Consider the following 19,478-nt stretch of genomic DNA (forward strand, 5'->3'; position numbering starts at 1 on the left):
ACCCTTACGCGGACCTTCTTGGCCGGCCGAGCGTGCGGCGCAGCGCCCGCCAGAAACGCCCGTCGATGGCCACCAGACCAAGCGCGATCAGGCTCATTCCGGCGAACTGGCGGGGCACCAGCACCTCGCCCAGAAACAGCGTGCCAAGCAGGATCGCGCTGACCGGGACCAGAAATGTCACCAGCGCAAGATTGGTCGCCCCGGCCGTCGAAAGGATGCGGAAATACAGCACATAGGCCAGCGCGGTCGACAGCGCGGCCAGACCGACCAGCGCGCCCATGGCCGACATGCTGGGCACCGGCAGCGTCCACGGGCGGTCAATTACCATCATCAGCGGCAGCAGCATCAGGCTTGAGGCGGTCACCTGTCCGGTGGCCGTGCTCATCGGGGCGACGCCCATGGCGCGGAACCGGCGCCCGAAGATTCCCGCAAAAGCATAGGAAATCGCCGCGCCGATGCACATGAGCTGCGCCACGACGTTCACGCCGAGATCATGCAGCGCCGCCGTTCCGATCATCACCGCCACGCCGGCGAAACCGATCAGGACACCGGCAAGCTTGCCGCCCGTCATCCGCTCATCCCCGGTCAGGAATTGCGCGAAGATGACCGTGAACAGCGGCGTCGAGGCATTCAGGATCGACGCCACGCCCGAGGCGATATGCTGCTGGCCCCCGACGATAAGCGAAAAGGGGATGGCGTTGTTCAACAGCCCCATGATGAAGAACGCGACCCAGACCCGCCGATCGCGTGGCATCCGTTCGCCCCGCAATCGCAGCACGATCAGCAGGATGACGGCGGCAAGCGCCACGCGCGACACCACCACGGTCAGAACCGGCAACTCTCTGACCGCGATCCCGTTGAAGAAGAACGATCCGCCCCAGACGACCGAAAGGGCGATCAGCATCGCCCATTCGAGAAGGGTCATTGGGCGGTTTGACGGGGATGACGCGGGCATATCTCGGGTCTCCGGTGCGGGCGGGGGAACGCCCGCTTTTCCGCGCCAATCTGGCATAACGGCGGCAGGCGGGCGATCCGTTTCTTGCGCTTGAATGACGGGGATGGCAGCCTTGCGCGGACTAAGTCAGTTCAGAAGGGACGGGCCGATGACCGGACAGAACCAAAACCGGACCGAGGGCAATGACCTGATCATCTCGCGCCGGATCGCGGCGCCTCCGTCGCGGATCTGGCACGCCTGGACCGAGCCGGAACAGTTGCGGCAATGGTTCGCGCCAAAGCCGGTCGAGGTGACCGATTGCACCATCGACGCGCGACCGGGCGGGGCGTGCAACGTGACCATGCGGCTGCCCGACGGGACCGAGATGCGGAACCCGGGCTGCGTGCTGGTCGCCGAGGTTGATCACAAGCTGGTTTTCACCGATGCGCTGGGCGCCGGCTTTCGCCCGGCCGGCGCGGGCTTCATGACCGCCGTGATCCTGATGGAGCCGGACGGCGACGGCACGATGTATTCGGCGCGCGTGCTGCATGCCACGGTCGAGGACCGGGAGCGGCATGAGGACATGGGCTTCTTTCAGGGTTGGGGCCAGTGTCTGGACCAGCTTGCCGCATTGGTTGAAACCTAGGGCGCGGGCCGGGGGGCGAGGGGGTCATTTCCGCTGGATCAGCCGGAAAGCGGCCGAGGCCGACCAGCCCGCCGCCACGGCGATGAACAGCGACATCAGACCGTACAGGAACGGCTGCTCTCGGCCCAGCTTGTAGAGCCAGCGTTCCAGCCCGACCTTCTCGACCGGCAGGCCGGCCTGAAATGCGTCGACGACAAGACCGTGCCGCAGCAGAAAGATCCGGGTGCGATAGATGCCCTCGACCAGATTGGCGGGCAGCCGCACGTCGGCCCGGAACAGGGTCTGTTCGGCCATCTTTATGCCGCCCTCGTTCAGGATATAGGCGCCCGACTTTTCGCGCAGGCGGACCAGCGCCTCGCTGAACTCCTGCGGTTTGTCGACGTTCAGCGGGCCGCCGAACGACCTGACCGCCAGCGGGATCGAGATGCGGTTACGGATATCGTCCCCGGGCGCGAGTATCTTGTCCAAGGGTCCCGTGGTCGCCACCGCGTAAAAGCTTGGCGCGGCGCCGATCTGCACCTGTTCGGTATTGACCCAGATGCCCAGACGGCGGGCGCGCTTGCGCACCGTGACCCGTTCCGCCGGGCCCTCAAGTGTGATGATCGCGTCAATCGGCGGCCCCGGGGGTATCGGGGTTTCGCGACGGATCGCGGCATAGATCAGGATATCCGAGCCGTCGAAATTCGCGGTGATGGCGACCGCATCCTTGGACAGCCCGGCGACCACCGATTCCGGCGGCAGCGGCCGGTCCTCGGGCGTGGTCGCAGGCACGCCGCGATCGGGATAGATCGGCACCGGACCGCCGTTCTGGCCAAGGACCGGAACCGTCATCAGCATCAGCGTGGCCAGTCCGATTGCGGGGGCGAGCGTTTTCATTCCGGCCCCGTGCTGAGCGAAAACAGGTCGTCCGGGCGGATGAACAGGTCCAGCGCCAGCTTGCCGCAGACCGCCAGCACCAGAAGCGCCAGAAGGATGCGCAGTTGCTCGGCCTTCAGACGGGCGCCGAGGCTGCTGCCGATCTGCGCGCCGATCACGCCGCCGACGATCAGCAGAACGGCGAGCATCACATCGACCGTGTTCGACGATACCGCATGCATCAGCGTGGTGAAGGCCGAGACGAACAGGATCTGGAACAGCGAGGTGCCGATGACCACCCGCGTCGGCATACCCAGAAGATATATCATCGCCGGCACCATGATGAAGCCGCCGCCGACCCCCATGATCGCCGCCAGCACACCGACCGCGACGCCGACGATCGCCGGCGGTATGACGCTGATATACAGACCCGAGGCGCGGAACTTGATCTTCCACGGCAGGCGGTGGATCCAGTTATGCTGATTGCGGCGGCGCGGCTGTTGCGGGCCTTGGGCGCGGCGCAGGGCGCGCAATGATTCCTGAAACATCAGCGCGCCGATCAGACCCAGAAAGATCACGTAGCAAAGCTGAACCACCAGTTCGATCTGACCCAGCCGCGCCAGCCAGTTGAACAGCAGAACGCCCGCCCCCGAGCCGATGACGCCGCCGATCAGCAGGACGACCCCCATGCGCACATCCACCGCCTTGCGGCGCAACTGCGCCAGCACCCCGCTGACCGAGGATGCGACGACCTGATTGGCGCCGGTCGCCACCGCGATGGCGGGCGGGATCCCGACAAAGAACAAAAGCGGCGTGATCAGGAAACCGCCGCCCACCCCGAACAGCCCCGACATCACCCCGACCACGGCGCCCAGACCCATCAACAGGAAAGGGTCGACGGAGACTTCGGCGATGGGAAGATAGATCTGCATTCGGGCCCCGTCGGGGACGGTCACGGCGCGCCCCGTTGCTCAGTCTGTAAAGAAAACGCGCGAAGGTCAAAGTAAAGGCGGTAACTATTTACGGAAGCCGCGGAATTTTCGCCGCGGAAAGCCGACCGGCCGCCCCGGGGGCGACCGTTCCAGACCCCGGGTTTCGCAAGGTTCGTTTCGGCGCGTGCCTGTGGCGCCGGCCTATACCGTGTCCAGATACAGCTCGACCGTTTCCTCGTCGGACAGCTCGGCCATGTAATGCAGCTCTTGCCGTTTGGTCATGACGAAATTCTCGATCAGCTCCGGCGGGAAGATCCGCCGGATCGAGGGTGCGGCGGCGAAGGCGTCGATCGCCTCGGCCCAGGTGCCCGGCAATTGGTTCAGCCCCTGTTCATAGGCGTTCCCGGAAAACGCGGGCGGGCAGGGGGCCTTGTCCTCGATCCCGTTCAGCGCCGCGCCCAGAACGGCGGCGATGGTCAGATAGGGGTTCACGTCGCCGCCCGCCACACGATGTTCGATCCGGCGCGCGGCCGGCCCGGATGAGGGGATGCGGATCGCGGCGGTGCGGTTCTCATAGGCCCAGCCGATGCCGGTCGGGGCGTGGGCGTTCGGGACCAGCCGGTCATAGCTGTTTTCATGCGGGGCGAAGATCAGGGTCGAGCCGGGCATCGCCTCCAGACAGCCGCCGACGGCATGGCGCAGAACGTCGGTTCCCAGATCGCCGCCATCGTCGAAAATATTGCGCCCCTCGTGATCGAGGATCGAGAAATGCATATGCATGCCGTTGCCGTTCCACAGCTCATAGGGCTTGGCCATGAAGCTGCCGGCAAAACCCGCGCCCCGGGCCAGGCCCTTGACCACCAGCTTGAACAGCCATGCGTCATCCGCCGCTTTCAGCGCGTCGGATTGGTGCATCAGATTGATTTCGAACTGACCCGGCGCAGCCTCGGAAATGGCGGTATCGGCGGGAATGTCCATCGCCTCGCAGGCTTCATAAAGCTGGGTGAAGAAGCTGTCGAACGTGTCCAGCGCGCGCAGGCTGAGCGTTTCCGCGCCGGTGCGGCGTTTGCCGGACCGGGGGCTGGGCGGAACCCGCAGGGTCTTGCCCGAATCGTCGATCAGAAAGAATTCAAGCTCGGTCGCGACGACGGGTGTCAGCCCGGCGGCCTTGTAGCGCTCCATCACCCGGGCCAGCGCCTGCCGGGGGTCGCCGGCATAGGGGCGGCCATCGGGGTGAAACATCCACAACGGCAGCAGCCCGGTCGGCGCATCGAGCCACGGCATCGGCATGAAGCCGCGCTCGGTCGGCAAAAGCATCCCGTCGGGGTCGCCGGATTCGAAAACCAGCGGGCTGTTCTCGATATCCTCGCCCCAGATATCCATGTTCAGCACCGAGAACGGAAACTTCGTGCCCTCGGTCATCACCTTGTCGGCGAAACGCGCCGGGATACGCTTACCGCGCGGAACGCCGTTCAGATCGGCGGCAGCTACGCGTATTGTCTTTACTTCGGGATGTTCCCGCAGCCAGTCCATAAATCACCTGATCAGTTGAGGGCGGTACCTGATCCGGCCCGCCGCATCCGGGATATGCCTGTTCAGACGCCGATTCACCACCCCGAACAGCCCGGTCAGGCATAGCGTCAGCAATATGAAATAGCCCGCCACGATCGGATAGGCCACGAACGGGTTGAAGGTCTGGCCGGCGAAATAGCTGGCATAATAAAGCGCGTCGCCCTTTTGCTGGAACGCCGGAAAGCTTGAGAAAAACACCAGCGTCGTGGCGTGGAACAGAAAGATCGCCTCATTCGTATAGGCCGGCCACGCCAGCCGCAGCATGGTCGGCCAGACGATGCGTCTGAACAGCCTCCAGCCGGTCATTCCATAGGCGTCGGCGGCCTCGAGATCGCCTTTCGGCACCGACATCAGCGCGCCATAGAAGATCTGCGCCGAATAGGCGGCGGTGTTCAGGATCAGCACGATCAGTGCCCCGGCCCAGGCGCGGGTCAGCCAGTTCGTCGCGATCGTGATCCCGAAGACGTCGATCCCGGCGCGGGGCAACAACACCAGCATCTCGTAGGCCATGAAGAACTGGATGAACAGGGGCGAGCCGCGAAAGACAAAGATGAACGCCTCGGCCGGTTTGCGCAGCCACGGGCGCGTGCTCGCCTTGGCCAGTGCCAGCCCGGTCGCGATGAAAAAGCCGATCAGCAGCGAAAGCACGCCGAAATAGATGTTCCACAGCAGGCCCGAACCGATCAGCACGACCTGCTTGCACAGGGTGAAATCGGTTTTCGGCAGCAGTTTTTCACCGATCCCGATCGAGCGCAGGCCGTAATCCGCGATGATCTGCATGCATTCGCTCATCCGGCGGCCTTCCGCATACGCTCACCCGCCATCGTGGCCTGACCGCGCGACAGCCGCCCGGTCAGCCGCTGCAACACCTTTTCCGAGACCCAGGTCATCAGAAGATAGAAAACCAGGATCGCGGTGAAATACCACAGCCGCCAGTCGGGATGCGGATAGGCGAAGCGGCTGGTCTTTGCGCCGCCAAGCTCCTTGGCCCAATAGACGATATCCTCGACCCCCAGCAGGAACAAAAGCGGCGTGGCCTTGATCAGGATCATCCACAGGTTCGACAGCCCGGGCAGCGCATAGGCCCACATCTGCGGGATCAGCACCCGGCGCGAGACCTGACGCGGGGACATCCCGAAAGCCTCGGCCGTCTCTAACTGGGCGCGGGGCACGGCCCGCATGGCGCCGTAAAGCACATTGGCCGCGAAGGCACCGAACACGACCGAAAACGCCACCACCGCCAGAAAGATCGAGTAGCTTTCATGGATCCATGGCGGACTGGTCGACAGCGGTATCTTGGCCGCCGCACAGACCACGAAGTCATTGCCCTGCCGCACCGGGACCGAGGTATCGCAATAGGCCCGGCTTTTCAGCCACTCCAACCCCTGATCCAGCGCGATGGGCACGAACAGGAAGAAGATGATGTCGGGGACGCCGCGCACCATGGCGATATAGATCTTGCCCAGCCAGCGCAGCGGCGCGAATGCCGACCGTGCCGCCAGCGCACCGCCGAAACCGAACAGCAATGCGACCGGTGCGGTGATCGCCAAAAGCCCCAGAACGGTGCCGAATGAGGCGTAAAACATCATATGCGTGCCGGATGTGAGATAACACATCAGCCAGCTAAAGCCCTCAACGGCCTTGGGGTCGGCGCAGTACTGGAACATGATATGGCCGGGTTGCCGAAGCGATCAGCCCCGGCAACCCGATTTCAAATCAGAAAACCCGGGCGTCTTCGCCGAACCATTTCTTGATCATCGTGTTCAGGCTGCCATCCTTTTTCATTTCCTGAATGGCGCCGTCGAACTTGGCTTTCAGGTCATTGTCCGACTGGCGCAGACCGACCGCGATGCCTTCGCCAAGGGCGAATTCATCGCCGACAAAGACCAACTCGCCATTCGAATCGGCGACGATCTGATTCAGGAAGTCCTTGTCGGCCAGAACGGCGACCGCCTGACCGTTGCGGACGGCGGCGACGGTTTCATCGGGCGTGGCGAATTCCAGCAGCGTCGCGCCGCTTTCGGCGACACGCGCGGCCTGAATGGTCGAGGTCTGCGCCGCGACCACGCCGCCCTTCACATCCGCATCGGCGGTCAGCCCGACATAGGCCGAGGGCACCGGCGGCAGATAGTTGTCGCTGAACTGGATGACCTTCTTGCGTTCGTCATTGATGCTCATCCCGGCAAGAATCGCGTCATAGTTGGACGAAACGAGGTTCGGGATGATCGAATCCCAGTCGTTCTTGACCCAGGTGCAATCGGCCTGCATGCGCTTGCACAGCTCGTCCCCCAGCTCGCGCTCGAACCCGTCGATCTCGCCCTTGTCGTTGATGAAGTTATAGGGGGGATAGCCGCCCTCGGTCGCAAGACGGACGGTCTGGGCGGCGCCGGCGCCGACGGTCAGGGCCATGATTGCGGCCGCGAGTAGCAGTTTTTTCATGATTCAGGTCTCCTGTTGGCTATTGATTGGTTTTTGTTCTGATTTTCAGATCGCCATGCTGGCGCTTAGAAACTGTCGCAGGCGTTCGGTCTGGGGATTGCCGAAAATCTGTGCGGGCGGCCCTTCTTCCTCGACCAGACCCTTGTGCAGGAAAACCACATGATCCGACACGTCCGCCGCCAGCCGCATGTCATGGGTGACAAGCAGCATGGTGCGGTGTTCACCGGCCAGATCCTTGATGACCTTGACCACCTCTTGCTGCAATTCGGGGTCAAGCGCGCTGGTCGGTTCGTCGAACAACAGCGCCCGGGGCTCCATGCACAAAGCACGCGCGATTGCCGCGCGCTGTTGCTGGCCGCCGGAAAGCTGCGCGGGCCATGCGTCGGCCTTGTCGCCGATGCCGACCTTGTCCAGCAGCTTGCGGGCCCGGGCCTCGACCTCGGCGGCGGGCTGGCCGAGAACCGTGCAGGGCGCCTCCATCACGTTCTGCAGGATGGTCATATGGGCCCACAGGTTGAACTGCTGGAACACCATCGACAGGTTGGTGCGAAAGCGGGTGACCTGCGCGCGGTCGGCGGGGCGCCGGGCGGCGCCGTCACCTTTCCAGCGGACCGGCTCGCCTTCGAAAATCACATCGCCTTGCTGGCTGTCCTCCAGCAGGTTGCAGCAGCGCAACAAGGTCGACTTGCCCGAACCCGACGACCCGATCAGGCTGAGCACGTGCCCCCGTGGCGCCGACAGGCTGATGCCCTTCAACACCTCAAGCGGGCCATAGGCCTTGTGCAGGCCCTTGATTTCTATGACGGGTGACGGGGCGGGTTCGTTATTCGGCAAAATGGCTGACGTTTCCGTGGCGGTTATAACCCGCCAATAGGGCTATGTTTTTGTCGCGATTGCAACATCACAATGCCGGATGACGCCTTTATCAGCCTGCCGCCAGGCCCTGCCTGCGCAGAATCTTCTGCCGCTCCAGCGCCGAATCGCGGTCGGTGACGCCCAACAGACCCGACACCAGTCGAATCAGCGTTTCCTCATCCGCCGTGCGGCTGCCGTCCGAAAGCGCCACGTCCCACATCGCGCGGATCACGGCCTGACGGTCATCAAGCGCGACCCGTTCCTTGATGAGCTTGGTGAAGCGCACCGTATCCGGGGCCTCGGCCTCGATCATTTCCGCGGCACTTCGCCGCTCGGCCGCCTGATCGATGGATATGCCCCGGCGCTGGGCCAGAATGCGGTCGATCCGCGCGGCTTCCCGGTCGGTATAATGGTCATCGGCGCGGGCGATCCGCACCAGCAATGCCGCGATCGCGACTTCGGCATCAACGGGCGACAGCGAACCCGAAGGCCCATTATCGCCCAGCAAGCGGCTCAGCAAATTACGAAACATGGCGATCACTTTCTGCTGCAAGCGGATCCCGACAGGCCGATTCGTCATTCAGCGATGGAATCATAGCCCTCGACAATGGCAATGTCAGCCACCGAGACGCCGGAACGGAGCGCCTTCGCCGATTGATATTCCGGCGAATTATAGCAGTCGCGCGCCGCCGACAGGCTGGGAAACTCGATCACCACCGTGCGCTGGCGCAGGGCACCCTCGACAACCTCCTGTTCCGGGCCGCGCACCAGAAACCGGCCGCCGTATTTGGCGAAGGCTGCGGCATTGGCCCGGCGATAGGCGCCATAAGCTTCCGGGTCGTCGACGGTCACATGTCCGACCCAATACCCCTTGGGCATGGTCCCCCCGAAAATCAGTATTAAAATCAGTATTTCTGCGGCACGTACAGATCGTGCGGCAGCACCTCGCGTTCGTAATCGGCGTTGAACACGCGGTCGGGCAGTTCGATATGGCCGTGCGGAACCTCGGTATAGGGGATCAGCGACAAAAGATGCGCCATGCAGTTCAGCCGGGCGCGTTTCTTGTCATTGGCGGGGACGATATGCCACGGCGCTTCGGGAATGTTCGTGCGCTCGAACATGTCCTCTTTGGCCTTGGTGTAATCCTCCCACCGGACCCGGGCCTGAAGATCCATCGGCGACAGCTTCCACTGTTTCAGCGGGTCGTGGATGCGCATGAGAAAGCGCAACTGCTGTTCCTCATCGGTGACCGAGAACCAGTATTTGATCACCCTGATCCCCGAGCGGACCAGCATGCGTTCAAATTCCGGCACGTCGTTGAAGAATTGTTCGACCTGATCTTCGGTCGCGAAACCCATCACCCGCTCGACCCCGGCGCGGTTGTACCAACTGCGGTCGAACAGAACGATCTCGCCGCCGGCGGGCAGATGCGGGACGTAACGCTGAAAATACCATTGCGTCTTTTCGCGGTCCGAGGGCGCGGGCAGGGCGACCACGCGGGCGACGCGGGGGTTCAGCCGCTGGGTGATCCGCTTGATGGCGCCACCTTTGCCGGCGCTGTCGCGACCCTCGAAGATCACCACGACCTTTTCCTTGTGATAGGAAACCCAGTCCTGCAACTTGATCAGTTCGGCCTGAAGGCGCAGCAATTCCCGGAAATATTCACGCCGGTCCATCTGGTTGGGATGCTGGCGGTCATAGATGCGCCGGATCTCCTCGGACAGGATCGCGTCCTCAAGCTCGATCTCGACATCCTCGTCCAGCGTGTCCTGCAACTCGGCTTCCAGCCATTCGTCTTTCTGATCTTTCATCTGCTGGGTCCGCCCCGTCTTATGTCACCTAATTCTGATCCGCATCACTATCCGCCGAATGTGACAGTTTTCATGGCGCCGTTACTGAAGTCCGAATAAAGCGGCGCAGGCCCGCGTCAGCCCGATCGAGAACGTGCCATCGCGCGCGGCCGCGACGGTGCCGCACCACTGGCCCGAGGTGGTGAACAGGCTTTTGGTCGAGCGGTTCGCGGGTTTATAGGCGATGCGCTTGCCGCCGGCGTCGAACAGATTCATCGTGCCCAGCCCGTTCTGGACGTAATAGCCGACCGGCGTGCCGTCGTCGGTGACGATCAGGTCGGTGCCCTGCGCCGCGACCGAAGGCAGGTTGGCGCGATTGGCCGCCCCGTTCAGCGGGTTGGCGGCAGAGTTGCGGTTGTTCGTCGGGCGATTGGCGAAAAGCGCGGGGCTGTTTGCCGGGTGGCCCGGGCCAAGGTCGAAGGGCAGCGTGCCGCGATCGACCAGAAACACCCCCGCCTCGGCAAAGGCGGGCAGCGGTGACAGCATGATGAGGATCGAAAGCGCGCGCAGCATGGGCATTTCCGTAAGCTAACCCCGTTTGCCGAAGGATAGCGGGCGGGGCGCCACCTGAAAAGGCGCATCACGGGCACGGCCTGTCACATTGCGCTGTGATCGCCGGGGGCGTGCCGGCGGGTTCGCGCGTTCTGGCCGGTCTCAGACCAGCCGTTCATCCTCTTTGGCGGCGCGGACGAAATCGCGGAACAAGGGCGCAGGGTCGAAGGGTTTCGACTTCAGTTCGGGGTGAAACTGAACGCCGATGAACCACGGATGGTCGCGCGCCTCGACGATCTCGGGCAGGCGGCCGTCGGGGCTCATGCCGGAAAACCGCAGCCCCGCCGTTTCGAGCTTTTCGCGATATTTCGCGTCGACCTCATAGCGATGGCGGTGGCGGTCCTCGATCTCGGTGGCGCCGTCATAAACCTGCGAAACGAGCGAATCCGGCGCCAGATGCGCGGTATAGGCGCCCAGCCGCATGGTGCCGCCCTTGTCGTCGGTCAGCTTGCGCTCGACCTTGTGATTGCCCTGCACCCATTCCTTGAGATGGTAGACCACCGGCGTGAACCGGGTCTCGCCGGCCTCGTGGTCGAATTCCTCGGACCCGGCATCGGGCATGTCGGCCAGGTTCCGGGCCGATTCGATCACCGCCATCTGCATGCCCAGACAGATGCCCAGATAGGGCACCTTCTTTTCGCGGGCGTACCGTGCCGCCGCGATCATCCCCTCGGTGCCGCGTTCGCCAAAGCCGCCAGGAACCAGAATGCCGTGGAATTCCTCCAGATAGGGCGCCGGATCCTCGCGCTCGAAGATCTCGGCGTCGATCCATTTCGGCTTGACCCGCACCCGGTTGGCCATGCCGCCGTGGGTCAGCGCCTCGCCGACCGATTTATAGGCATCCTCAAGCTGGGTGTATTTGCCGATGATGGCGATCTTCACCTCGCCCTCGGCGTTCTCCAGCCGGTCCATGACATCTTCCCAGCGGCTCATGTCGGGACGCGGCGCGGGGCTGATCTGGAAGGCGTCCAGCACCGCCCGGTCCAGCCCGGCGGCGTGATAGGCCAGCGGCGCCTCATAGATCGACTTCAGGTCATAGGCCGGGATCACCGCATCGGGGCGGACATTGCAGAACAGCGCGATCTTGGCGCGTTCCTTTTCGGGAATCGGATGCTCGGACCGGCAGACCAGAATGTCGGGGGCAAGACCGATGGATTGCAGTTCCTTGACGCTGTGCTGGGTCGGCTTGGTCTTGAGTTCACCCGAGGCCGCCAGATAGGGCAGCAGCGTCAGATGCATCAGGATGCATTCGCCGCGCGGACGTTCGTGGCTGAACTGGCGGATCGCCTCGAAGAAGGGCAGCCCCTCGATGTCGCCGACGGTGCCGCCGATCTCGCACAGCATGAAATCGACCTCATCCTCACCGATGGTCAGGAAGTCCTTGATCTCGTTGGTGACGTGGGGAATGACCTGGATGGTCTTGCCCAGATAGGCGCCGCGCCGTTCCTTTTCCAGCACGTTGGAATAGATCCGCCCCGAGGACACGCTGTCGGTCTTGCGCGCGGGCACGCCGGTAAAGCGTTCGTAATGGCCCAGATCAAGGTCGGTTTCGGCGCCGTCGTCGGTGACAAACACCTCGCCATGTTCAAAGGGCGACATCGTGCCCGGATCGACGTTCAGATAGGGGTCGAGCTTGCGCAGACGGACGGTATAGCCGCGCGCCTGCAACAGCGCCCCCAGCGCGGCCGAGGCAAGCCCCTTGCCCAGCGAGGACACGACGCCGCCGGTAATAAAGATGTATCGCGCCATGATTGTCCCCGTGTTTTATGTCGTCAAAGCGGCACTGATTTGGGCGGCACCACGGGACTTGAGCTATAACCGATTCGTCCCGGGACCGCAACGGGACCGCAAGTTATGGTAGGGGGCACAAATGCCGTCCCCCGTCGATGGTATCAGATCAGTTGGCCGGTGCAGCCGGTGTCGCGGGGGTGGCCGGCGTATCCGTCGGGGCGGCATCAGCGGGTGCTGCATCCGTCGGCACTGCATCAGCCGGGGCTGCATCAGCAGGGGCCGCAGGCGTGGCCGGCGCGGTCGTGGCGGCTGGTGCGGGGGGCGTTGCAGGCTGGTCGGCCGGTGCCGCAGGGGTCGGCGCCGTATCGGCGGGCGCGGTGCTGGTCGGTGCAGTGTCGGTCCGTGCAGCTTCAGCCGGCGCGGTGCTGCTGGACGCGCCCGGAACCGGCGGCGTCGCGGGCTGACCCGATGCCGGCGGCGGTACGTAAACCGGCGCCTGCGGCAGATCGGGGTTCGTCGCCGGTGCCGGGGTGCCGGTCTGGATGCCGCCGATCTGGTCCAGAATCGAATCCGACGAGCTGTTGCGCGCGGCGATGATCGCCAATGCCAGCGAGGTGATCAGAAAAGCGATCGCGAAAATCCACGTCAGCCGCGACAGCGCGTTCGCCGCCTGGCGTCCGGTCATCACGCCGCCGCCTCCGCCGCCGCCCATGCCAAGGCCGCCGCCTTCGGACCGTTGCAGCAGCACGACCCCGATCAAAAGCAGGGCGAGGATCAGATGCACGGTAAGAACGACGTTTTCCACAGGAGCGCGGGCCTTTTTCGGATTTGACGCGCCTATCTAGGCGCGGCAGGCCGGCTTGGCAAGCGCCGGTTGCGGTCAATACCGATCCGCGGCCCTGTCGTGTCGCCGAATTTGTCACGCCGGACGCGCGGGCGCGGGCGTCATGGAATTATTACTTTACAGGCGATCCAAAGGGCAGCACCATATCTTGTAGGCGCATCTGGTTCTTTCGCTGGGTGTTGCCCAAACACCTAGGCTTGGGGCGGAAAATGCGCCGCTCCACAAAAAAAGGCAGGGACAGGCATGGCACAGGTTGATCACTTCTTCCTTTCGGACGAGATTCACCCCATCGACATCTGCGAAAGCGTCGCCACGCATCACGAATGGGATTTCGACAGGCTGACCGACGATCAGATCGCGATGGCGGTCGAAGGGCAATGGCGGACCTATTCGATGACCCTTGCCTGGTCGGCCCGCGACGAGGTGTTGCGCCTGATCTGCACCTTCGACATGGACCCGCCGGCCGAGCGGCTTGCGGCGCTGTACGAGACGCTCAATCTGGTCAACGATCAGGTCTGGGACGGCGGTTTCGTGTTCTGGGCGCCGCAGCGGCTGATGGTCTGGCGCTATGGCCTTGTGCTCAGCGGCGAGGCCATCGCCGGACCCGAGCAGATCGACCACATGATCCGCGCCGCGATCGACGCGGCCGAGCGGTTCTATCCCTCGTTCCAGCTTGCCTGTTGGGGGGATGCGACGCCAAGTGCCGCGCTGGACATCGCGCTGTCCGAAGCCTACGGAAGGGCATAGCGCGGGGGCGTCCGGGGCGCGCGCGCGCGGGCGCGCCTTGCGCCGATCGGCAAAGGGGGGCGCAATGGATCTGGACGTTTTGAATCAACGCGGAATCGTGCTGGTCGGGGCCGGCCGCATGGGATCGGCCATGCTGGAGGGCTGGCTGGCGCGGGGGCTGCAACCGGACGCGGTGCATGTAATCGACCCGAACCCGTCCCCGGCGCTGATAGAGCGCGGTATCCGCTTCAACGGTGCCTTGCCGGATGATCCGGCGGTAGTCGTCATCGCCGTCAAGCCGCAGATGATGGCCGACGCGCTGCCGCAGCTGAAGGGTTTCGGCAATGGCGATACGCTGATCCTGACCGTCGCCGCCGGGGTCACGATCGCCGCGTATGAGCGTGCCTTTGGCGCCTCGACGCCGATCGTGCGCATCATGCCGAACACGCCCGCCGCCATCGGTCAGGGCATCTCGGCCATCATCGGCAATGCCGCCGCCGGTCCCGCCGATCTTGCCCTTGCCGAAAGCCTGATGTCCGCCGTTGGCCAGGTCGTGCGCCTTGACGACGAATCGCAGATGGACGCGGTAACCGCGCTGTCTGGTTCCGGGCCGGCCTATGTCTTTCACCTGATCGAGACCATGGCGGCCGGGGGCGAGGCGCAGGGGCTGTCGCCCGAGCTGGCCCTGCAACTGGCGCGGGCCACGGTTGCGGGGGCGGGGCAACTCGCGCTGGTCGGAGACCTGCCGCCCGGAAAATTGCGCGAGAACGTCACCTCGCCCGGCGGCACGACCGCGGCCGCGCTGAAAATCCTGATGGACGGGGAAACCGGCTTTCCGCCGCTGCTCCGCCGCGCCATCGCCGCCGCCGCCGACCGAGGAAGGGAGTTGGGCGCATGACGGCGACATTCGACGATTTTCTGAAGATCGACATCCGCGTCGGCAAGATCACCCGCGCCGAACCCTTTCCCGAAGCGCGGAAACCGGCCATCAAGCTGTGGGTCGATTTCGGCGATGAGATCGGCGAGAAACGCTCGTCCGCGCAGATCACCCGGCATTACCGACCCGAGGAACTCGTCGGCCGGCAGGTTCTGGGCGTGGTGAATTTTCCGCCGCGCCAGATCGGCAAGGTCATGTCCGAGGTGTTGGTGCTGGGCGTCCCCGATGCCGAGGGCGAGGTCGTGCTGCTGACCCCCGATCAACCGGTCCCCTTGGGCGGAAGGATGTTCTGATGCTGCGCTTGCTGATTACCCGCCGGATGACCGGTGCGGTCGAGACCGCCGCCCAGGGCCGTTACGACACCACCATCCGCGATAGCGAGATCCCTTTGACCGCCTCCGAGGCTGCGGCGGCCATGGCCGAATATGACGTGATCATGCCGACGCTGGGCGATGCCTTTACGGCCGAAGCGTTCAAGGGCGATCCCGCGCGCTGCCGGATGCTGGCGAATTTCGGCGCCGGCTATAACCATATCGACATCGCCGCCGCGCGCGCGGCCGGGATCGACGTGACCAACACCCCCGACGCGGTGACCGATGCCACCGCCGATATCGCGATGACGCTGATCCTGATGACGGCGCGCCGCGCGGGCGAGGGCGAACGGCTGGTCCGCAGCGGCGCATGGAAGGGGTGGACCCCGACGTTCATGCTGGGTCAGCATGTAAGCGGCAAGGTGCTTGGCGTGCTTGGCATGGGCCGGATCGGCAAGGCGATCGCGCGGCGGGCGCATCTTGGTTTCGGCATGGATGTGGTGTTCTTCAACCGCTCGACCGTATCGGCGCTGGACATTCCGGCCCGGCAGATGGACATGGACGCCGTTCTGCAAACCGCCGATTTCGTCGTGGTGGCGCTGCCCGGAGGGACCGCGACGCACCACATGATCGGGGCCGAGCAGATCGCGAAAATGCGCCGCAATGCGGTTCTGATCAATATCGCGCGCGGCGATATCGTGGATGAGGCCGCGTTGATCGCGGCATTGCAGGAAAACCGTATCGCGGGCGCGGGGCTCGACGTGTTCGAGCGCGAGCCGCAGATCCCCGAAAGCCTGCTGGCTTTGGAAAACGCGGTGCTGCTGCCGCATCTGGGCACCGCGACCGAACAGACCCGCACCGAGATGGGAATGCGGGCGCTGGCCAACATACAGGCATTCGCCGAAAACCGCGCCCCCCGCGATCGGGTGAACTGACGCTAAGCTAACTTTTGTTATGCTCATTCCAGGGTTGTGCGGGGGAACTTCACCCCGACCCCGGCGTTTCCTTCCCGCAAGAACACTTCGTGAAAGGAATTGTCATGAACTGGGATATTATCGCCGGTAAATGGGACCAACTGAAAGGCTCGGTCAAAGAGAAGTGGGGCGACCTCACCGACGACGAGGTGACCGAGATGGCGGGCAAGCGCGACAAGATTGCCGGCAAGCTCCAGGAGAAATATGGCTGGACCAAGGAAGAGGCCGATAATCAGATCAACGATTTCTTCCGCGACAAGGGCTGAGTTCAGCCTTTTACAGGTCCGATGACCGGACCGAGATATCGCGCAGGGGGTGCCGTTCGGCATCCCCTGTTTTTATATGTGCCGGATTTTCAAATGTGCCCGGCATCCATCGCCGCCCGCCAGTGGCGGCGGCACAGCGACAGATAGCGGTCATTGCCGCCGACTTCGACCTGCGCGCCTTCGCGCATCACGCGCCCCTCGGCGTCATGGCGCGCGACCATGGTGGCCTTGCGCCCGCAGAAGCAGATCGTGCGCACCTCGCGCAGGTCGTCGGCAAGTGCCAGCAGCGCGCCCGAACCGGGAAACAGCTCGCCCCGGAAATCGACCCGCAAGCCGTAACACATGACCGGCACGTCAAGATCATCGACGGCGCGGGCCAGTTGCCAGACCTGTTCGCGGGTCAGGAACTGCGCCTCGTCGATAAAGACGCAGGCGCTGTTGGGATGGGATGCGAGAAGCGCGAAAAGATCGGTGTCGCTGGCAAAGGTCAGCGCGTCCTGCGCGATACCAAGCCGGCTGGCGATGCGGCCGTGCCCGGCGCGGTCGTCCAGTGCCGCCGTCAGCAGCAAGGTCGACATGCCGCGTTCGCGATAGTTGTACGAGGCTTGCAAAAGCAGGGTGCTTTTGCCGGCGTTCATGCTGGAATAATGAAAGTAAAGCTTGGCCATGGGCGGGCTGATAGACCCGCCCATGGCGTACTGCAAGATCAGCCGCGCTGTTCGGCCTTGGGCCGGCGCGAGGGGCGGCTTGCAGGGCGCTTGCGCGCAGCGTTGGCCCCAGCATTCGGGCCACCGTTCGCGCCACCGGCGAAACCGCCGCCGGGTTTGCCGCCGCCGCGCGGGCCGCGCCCACGGTTGCCATGCTGCGGCTGAACCGGGGCCTCACCGCCGATGACCGGGATCTTCGACTTCATCGCCTTTTCGATGGCCCACAGCTCACCCGCCTCGGCCGGCGCGCAGAAAGCCACGGCGCGGCCGTCACGACCGGCGCGGGCGGTGCGGCCGATGCGGTGGACATAGTTTTCCGGCACGTTCGGCAGGTCATAGTTATAGACATGCGCGACCTCGGGAATATCCAGACCCCGGGCGGCCACGTCGGTCGCGACCAGCACCTTGGCCTTGCCGGCACGGAACGAGGCGAGCGCGCGTTCCCGCTGACCCTGCGACTTGTTGCCGTGGATCGCGTCGACCGCGAAGCCCCAGCCGCCAAGCAGCTTGGCCAGCTTTTCCGAACCGTGCTTGGTGCGGCCGAAAACGATGGCCAGCTCGTCCGGGTGTTTGGACAGGTACTCCGCCAGCAACGCGGCCTTGTCGCCCTGATTGACGAAATGCACGCCCTGTTCGATCTTTTCGGCGGCCTTGCCGGGCGGGTTCACCGCGACGCGGATCGGATCGCGCAGGTAACTGTCGGCAAGCTCCTCCATCAGCTTCGGCATGGTGGCCGAGAACAACAGCGTCTGCCGCTGTTCGGGCAGCAGCTTGGCGATCCGGCGCAGCGCGTGGATGAAACCGATGTCCAGCATCTGGTCAGCCTCGTCCAGCACCAGAAAATCGGTCTTGGACAGGGTCAGTGCGCGACGCTCCAGCAGGTCGATCAGACGGCCGGGAGTGGCGATCAGCACATCGACACCGCGCATCAGCCGCTGTTGCTGCACGTTGATCGAGGCGCCGCCGACGACGCGGAAGGTGCGGATCGGGGTGCCGGCCGAATAAGCCTCGATATTCGCCGCGATCTGGGTGGCGAGTTCACGGGTCGGCGCAAGGATCAGCGCCCGGACCGAATGCGGCTCGGGGCGTTTGCCCTCGGCCAACAGCCGGGTCAGCATCGGCAGGCCGAAGGCTGCGGTCTTGCCGGTGCCGGTCTGCGCCAGCCCCAAAAGATCGCGGCCTTCAAGAATGCCGGGGATCGACTGGGCCTGAATCGGCGTCGGCTCGACCACACCCATGCCGGCGAGATTGACCACCACGCGGGGATCAAGACCCATGTCGGCAAAGGGGCCCGATACCTCGGGCATCGGGCGGTCGGCAAAGCGACGCTCGCGCACCCGGTCCTCGGTCTCGAAGCGGTCAAAGCCGCGATCGGCATTGCGATCGGCGCTTCGATCGGTACGGGGCTTGCCGCCAAAGGATTTGCGGCGCGGCTTGCCGCCCGGCGCAGCAGCGGCGTCGTCGCGGGGACCACGCTGCGGGCGGCCGCCGGCATGGCCTTCGGCATTGTTGTTCGGCTGGCCGGGTCGGCCCCGGCCGGGTTTATAGGGGCGGCTTTCGCCCGATTTGAAACTGCGGCCTTCGCCGGATTTGAAACTGCGGCTCTCGCCGCGGGGGCCGCCAGCGGGGCGGCGCTCGGACTTTTGGTTGTCCATGTCGTAAACGTTCCTTTCAGCCCTTCGTCCCCGTATCGGACAAAAGGTTATCGGCGCGCCCGGATCGGGTCGCGCATGCAAGGGTGCGGGTCAGATACGAGACCCGGCAAGAACCCCGCGTGACATGGGAACCAGCTAGAGTTGTCGGGCCTGGCAGGGGACATGCGCCCTGCGACTGATCACGCTACAGCGGACGCCGACCTGCGCCAAATGGGGCATCGCGCCGGGAAAGTCAAGTGTTCTGACCAAACTGGATCGGGAACCTTGGAAAATATGAAACCCGCACACGGACCGGTGTCTGTGTGCGGGTTCCGATGTGGTTGGCAGATCCGGCGGGGAGCGCGGATTCAGTGCCGCGCGCCGAAATGTTCCGGCACGTCCCACATGCTGCGCCGCGCTTCGGCCTTGGCCTGTTCGGGGGTCAGGCCAACGTCGCGCAATTGCTCATCACTCAGCCGCGCCAGTGCCAGGCGTGATTGGCGCAGATCGACGGCGGTCAGAATACGGCGCAGCCAGTTGGCGCGGATGCCGGTATAAACCCGGCCCGGGGCAACATTCAGCATTGCGGATGATTTCTGTGCCATCGTTCAATCCTCGTGATATTTTCCATCATCAATAAAGATGAATGGTTTCTTTGAATCCATCTTCGATGCTGATAAGATGCCCGTATAAAAGCTATTCGTAAAATGAAT

The 19,478-nt window shown here is 64.2% G+C and carries 23 protein-coding genes; 6 read left to right on the plus strand and 17 right to left on the minus strand.

The window, feature by feature from the left end; all coding sequences use genetic code 11:
* Positions 1-4: 4 nt before the first annotated feature.
* Positions 5-925 (minus strand): DMT family transporter, encoded by a 921-nt coding sequence (locus ACFSCT_RS14285; RefSeq protein WP_379143798.1) that lies wholly within the window; start codon positions 923-925, stop codon positions 5-7.
* A 178-nt stretch (positions 926-1,103) separates the two neighbouring features.
* Here ACFSCT_RS14285 and ACFSCT_RS14290 point away from each other — a divergent pair, with 178 nt between their 5' ends.
* Positions 1,104-1,580, plus strand: coding sequence for an SRPBCC family protein (locus ACFSCT_RS14290; protein ID WP_379143800.1), 477 nt, complete (start codon positions 1,104-1,106; stop codon positions 1,578-1,580).
* 24 nt (positions 1,581-1,604) lie between these two features.
* Here the strand turns inward: ACFSCT_RS14290 and ACFSCT_RS14295 are convergent, their stop codons facing one another.
* From ACFSCT_RS14295 to secG, 13 genes are all read right to left on the minus strand, one after another.
* Complete coding sequence (locus tag ACFSCT_RS14295; RefSeq protein WP_379143802.1) at positions 1,605-2,456, minus strand: TIGR02186 family protein; 852 nt, start codon at positions 2,454-2,456, stop codon at positions 1,605-1,607.
* On the minus strand, positions 2,453-3,367 hold the full coding sequence (locus tag ACFSCT_RS14300; RefSeq protein ID WP_379143804.1) for a sulfite exporter TauE/SafE family protein: 915 nt from the start codon (positions 3,365-3,367) through the stop codon (positions 2,453-2,455). Before ACFSCT_RS14300 ends, ACFSCT_RS14295 begins: the two co-directional genes overlap by 4 nt.
* Before the next feature lie 201 nt (positions 3,368-3,568).
* Positions 3,569-4,900 carry a glutamine synthetase family protein gene (locus tag ACFSCT_RS14305; RefSeq protein ID WP_379143806.1) on the minus strand — a complete coding sequence of 444 codons (1,332 nt, stop codon included), beginning with the start codon at positions 4,898-4,900 and terminating at the stop codon, positions 3,569-3,571.
* A gap of 3 nt (positions 4,901-4,903) precedes the next feature.
* Entirely contained in the window at positions 4,904-5,731 is an 828-nt protein-coding gene (locus tag ACFSCT_RS14310; RefSeq protein WP_379143808.1) for an ABC transporter permease, read from the minus strand.
* Complete coding sequence (locus ACFSCT_RS14315) at positions 5,728-6,606, minus strand: ABC transporter permease (protein ID WP_379143810.1); 879 nt, start codon at positions 6,604-6,606, stop codon at positions 5,728-5,730. Before ACFSCT_RS14315 ends, ACFSCT_RS14310 begins: the two co-directional genes overlap by 4 nt.
* A gap of 49 nt (positions 6,607-6,655) precedes the next feature.
* The gene (locus tag ACFSCT_RS14320) at positions 6,656-7,378 is read right to left on the minus strand and encodes a transporter substrate-binding domain-containing protein (RefSeq protein WP_379143812.1); all 723 of its coding nucleotides are present in this window, start codon (positions 7,376-7,378) and stop codon (positions 6,656-6,658) included.
* Positions 7,379-7,423: 45 nt separating this feature from the next.
* Positions 7,424-8,212 (minus strand): ABC transporter ATP-binding protein, encoded by a 789-nt coding sequence (locus tag ACFSCT_RS14325; RefSeq protein WP_379143814.1) that lies wholly within the window; start codon positions 8,210-8,212, stop codon positions 7,424-7,426.
* A gap of 91 nt (positions 8,213-8,303) precedes the next feature.
* Positions 8,304-8,765 (minus strand): tellurite resistance TerB family protein, encoded by a 462-nt coding sequence (locus ACFSCT_RS14330; protein ID WP_379143815.1) that lies wholly within the window; start codon positions 8,763-8,765, stop codon positions 8,304-8,306.
* Between the two features lie 44 nt (positions 8,766-8,809).
* The gene (locus ACFSCT_RS14335) at positions 8,810-9,112 is read right to left on the minus strand and encodes a DUF1330 domain-containing protein (protein WP_379143816.1); all 303 of its coding nucleotides are present in this window, start codon (positions 9,110-9,112) and stop codon (positions 8,810-8,812) included.
* Between the two features lie 26 nt (positions 9,113-9,138).
* Positions 9,139-10,044, minus strand: coding sequence for a polyphosphate kinase 2 (gene ppk2 / locus ACFSCT_RS14340; protein WP_379143817.1), 906 nt, complete (start codon positions 10,042-10,044; stop codon positions 9,139-9,141).
* An 81-nt stretch (positions 10,045-10,125) separates the two neighbouring features.
* On the minus strand, positions 10,126-10,596 hold the full coding sequence (locus ACFSCT_RS14345; protein ID WP_379143818.1) for a hypothetical protein: 471 nt from the start codon (positions 10,594-10,596) through the stop codon (positions 10,126-10,128).
* A gap of 141 nt (positions 10,597-10,737) precedes the next feature.
* On the minus strand, positions 10,738-12,384 hold the full coding sequence (locus ACFSCT_RS14350; RefSeq protein ID WP_379143819.1) for a CTP synthase: 1,647 nt from the start codon (positions 12,382-12,384) through the stop codon (positions 10,738-10,740).
* Positions 12,385-12,532: 148 nt separating this feature from the next.
* Complete coding sequence (gene secG / locus ACFSCT_RS14355; protein WP_379143820.1) at positions 12,533-13,171, minus strand: preprotein translocase subunit SecG; 639 nt, start codon at positions 13,169-13,171, stop codon at positions 12,533-12,535.
* A gap of 282 nt (positions 13,172-13,453) precedes the next feature.
* Between secG and ACFSCT_RS14360 the strand changes: the two genes are divergently transcribed.
* From ACFSCT_RS14360 to ACFSCT_RS14380, 5 genes are all read left to right on the plus strand, one after another.
* Positions 13,454-13,957, plus strand: coding sequence for a type III secretion system chaperone family protein (locus ACFSCT_RS14360; protein WP_379143821.1), 504 nt, complete (start codon positions 13,454-13,456; stop codon positions 13,955-13,957).
* Positions 13,958-14,021: 64 nt separating this feature from the next.
* Positions 14,022-14,834 (plus strand): pyrroline-5-carboxylate reductase, encoded by an 813-nt coding sequence (gene proC / locus ACFSCT_RS14365; RefSeq protein ID WP_379143822.1) that lies wholly within the window; start codon positions 14,022-14,024, stop codon positions 14,832-14,834.
* Positions 14,831-15,166, plus strand: a complete 336-nt coding sequence (locus ACFSCT_RS14370) for a tRNA-binding protein (protein WP_379143823.1) — start codon at positions 14,831-14,833, stop codon at positions 15,164-15,166. Before proC ends, ACFSCT_RS14370 begins: the two co-directional genes overlap by 4 nt.
* 2 nt (positions 15,167-15,168) lie before the next feature.
* The gene (locus ACFSCT_RS14375) at positions 15,169-16,119 is read left to right on the plus strand and encodes a 2-hydroxyacid dehydrogenase (protein WP_379144397.1); all 951 of its coding nucleotides are present in this window, start codon (positions 15,169-15,171) and stop codon (positions 16,117-16,119) included.
* Between the two features lie 104 nt (positions 16,120-16,223).
* Positions 16,224-16,424 carry a CsbD family protein gene (locus tag ACFSCT_RS14380; RefSeq protein ID WP_379143824.1) on the plus strand — a complete coding sequence of 67 codons (201 nt, stop codon included), beginning with the start codon at positions 16,224-16,226 and terminating at the stop codon, positions 16,422-16,424.
* A gap of 89 nt (positions 16,425-16,513) precedes the next feature.
* On the opposite strand, the gene ACFSCT_RS14385 is transcribed toward ACFSCT_RS14380, so the two are convergent.
* From ACFSCT_RS14385 to ACFSCT_RS14395, 3 genes are all read right to left on the minus strand, one after another.
* On the minus strand, positions 16,514-17,092 hold the full coding sequence (locus ACFSCT_RS14385; RefSeq protein ID WP_379143826.1) for a thymidine kinase: 579 nt from the start codon (positions 17,090-17,092) through the stop codon (positions 16,514-16,516).
* Between the two features lie 38 nt (positions 17,093-17,130).
* Positions 17,131-18,786, minus strand: coding sequence for a DEAD/DEAH box helicase (locus ACFSCT_RS14390; RefSeq protein ID WP_465263184.1), 1,656 nt, complete (start codon positions 18,784-18,786; stop codon positions 17,131-17,133).
* A 347-nt stretch (positions 18,787-19,133) separates the two neighbouring features.
* Positions 19,134-19,370, minus strand: a complete 237-nt coding sequence (locus ACFSCT_RS14395; protein WP_379143827.1) for a DUF1127 domain-containing protein — start codon at positions 19,368-19,370, stop codon at positions 19,134-19,136.
* Between the last annotated feature and the right edge of the window lie 108 nt (positions 19,371-19,478).

This window comes from Paracoccus pacificus (assembly GCF_042680785.1).
Lineage (GTDB): Bacteria > Pseudomonadota > Alphaproteobacteria > Rhodobacterales > Rhodobacteraceae > Paracoccus > Paracoccus pacificus.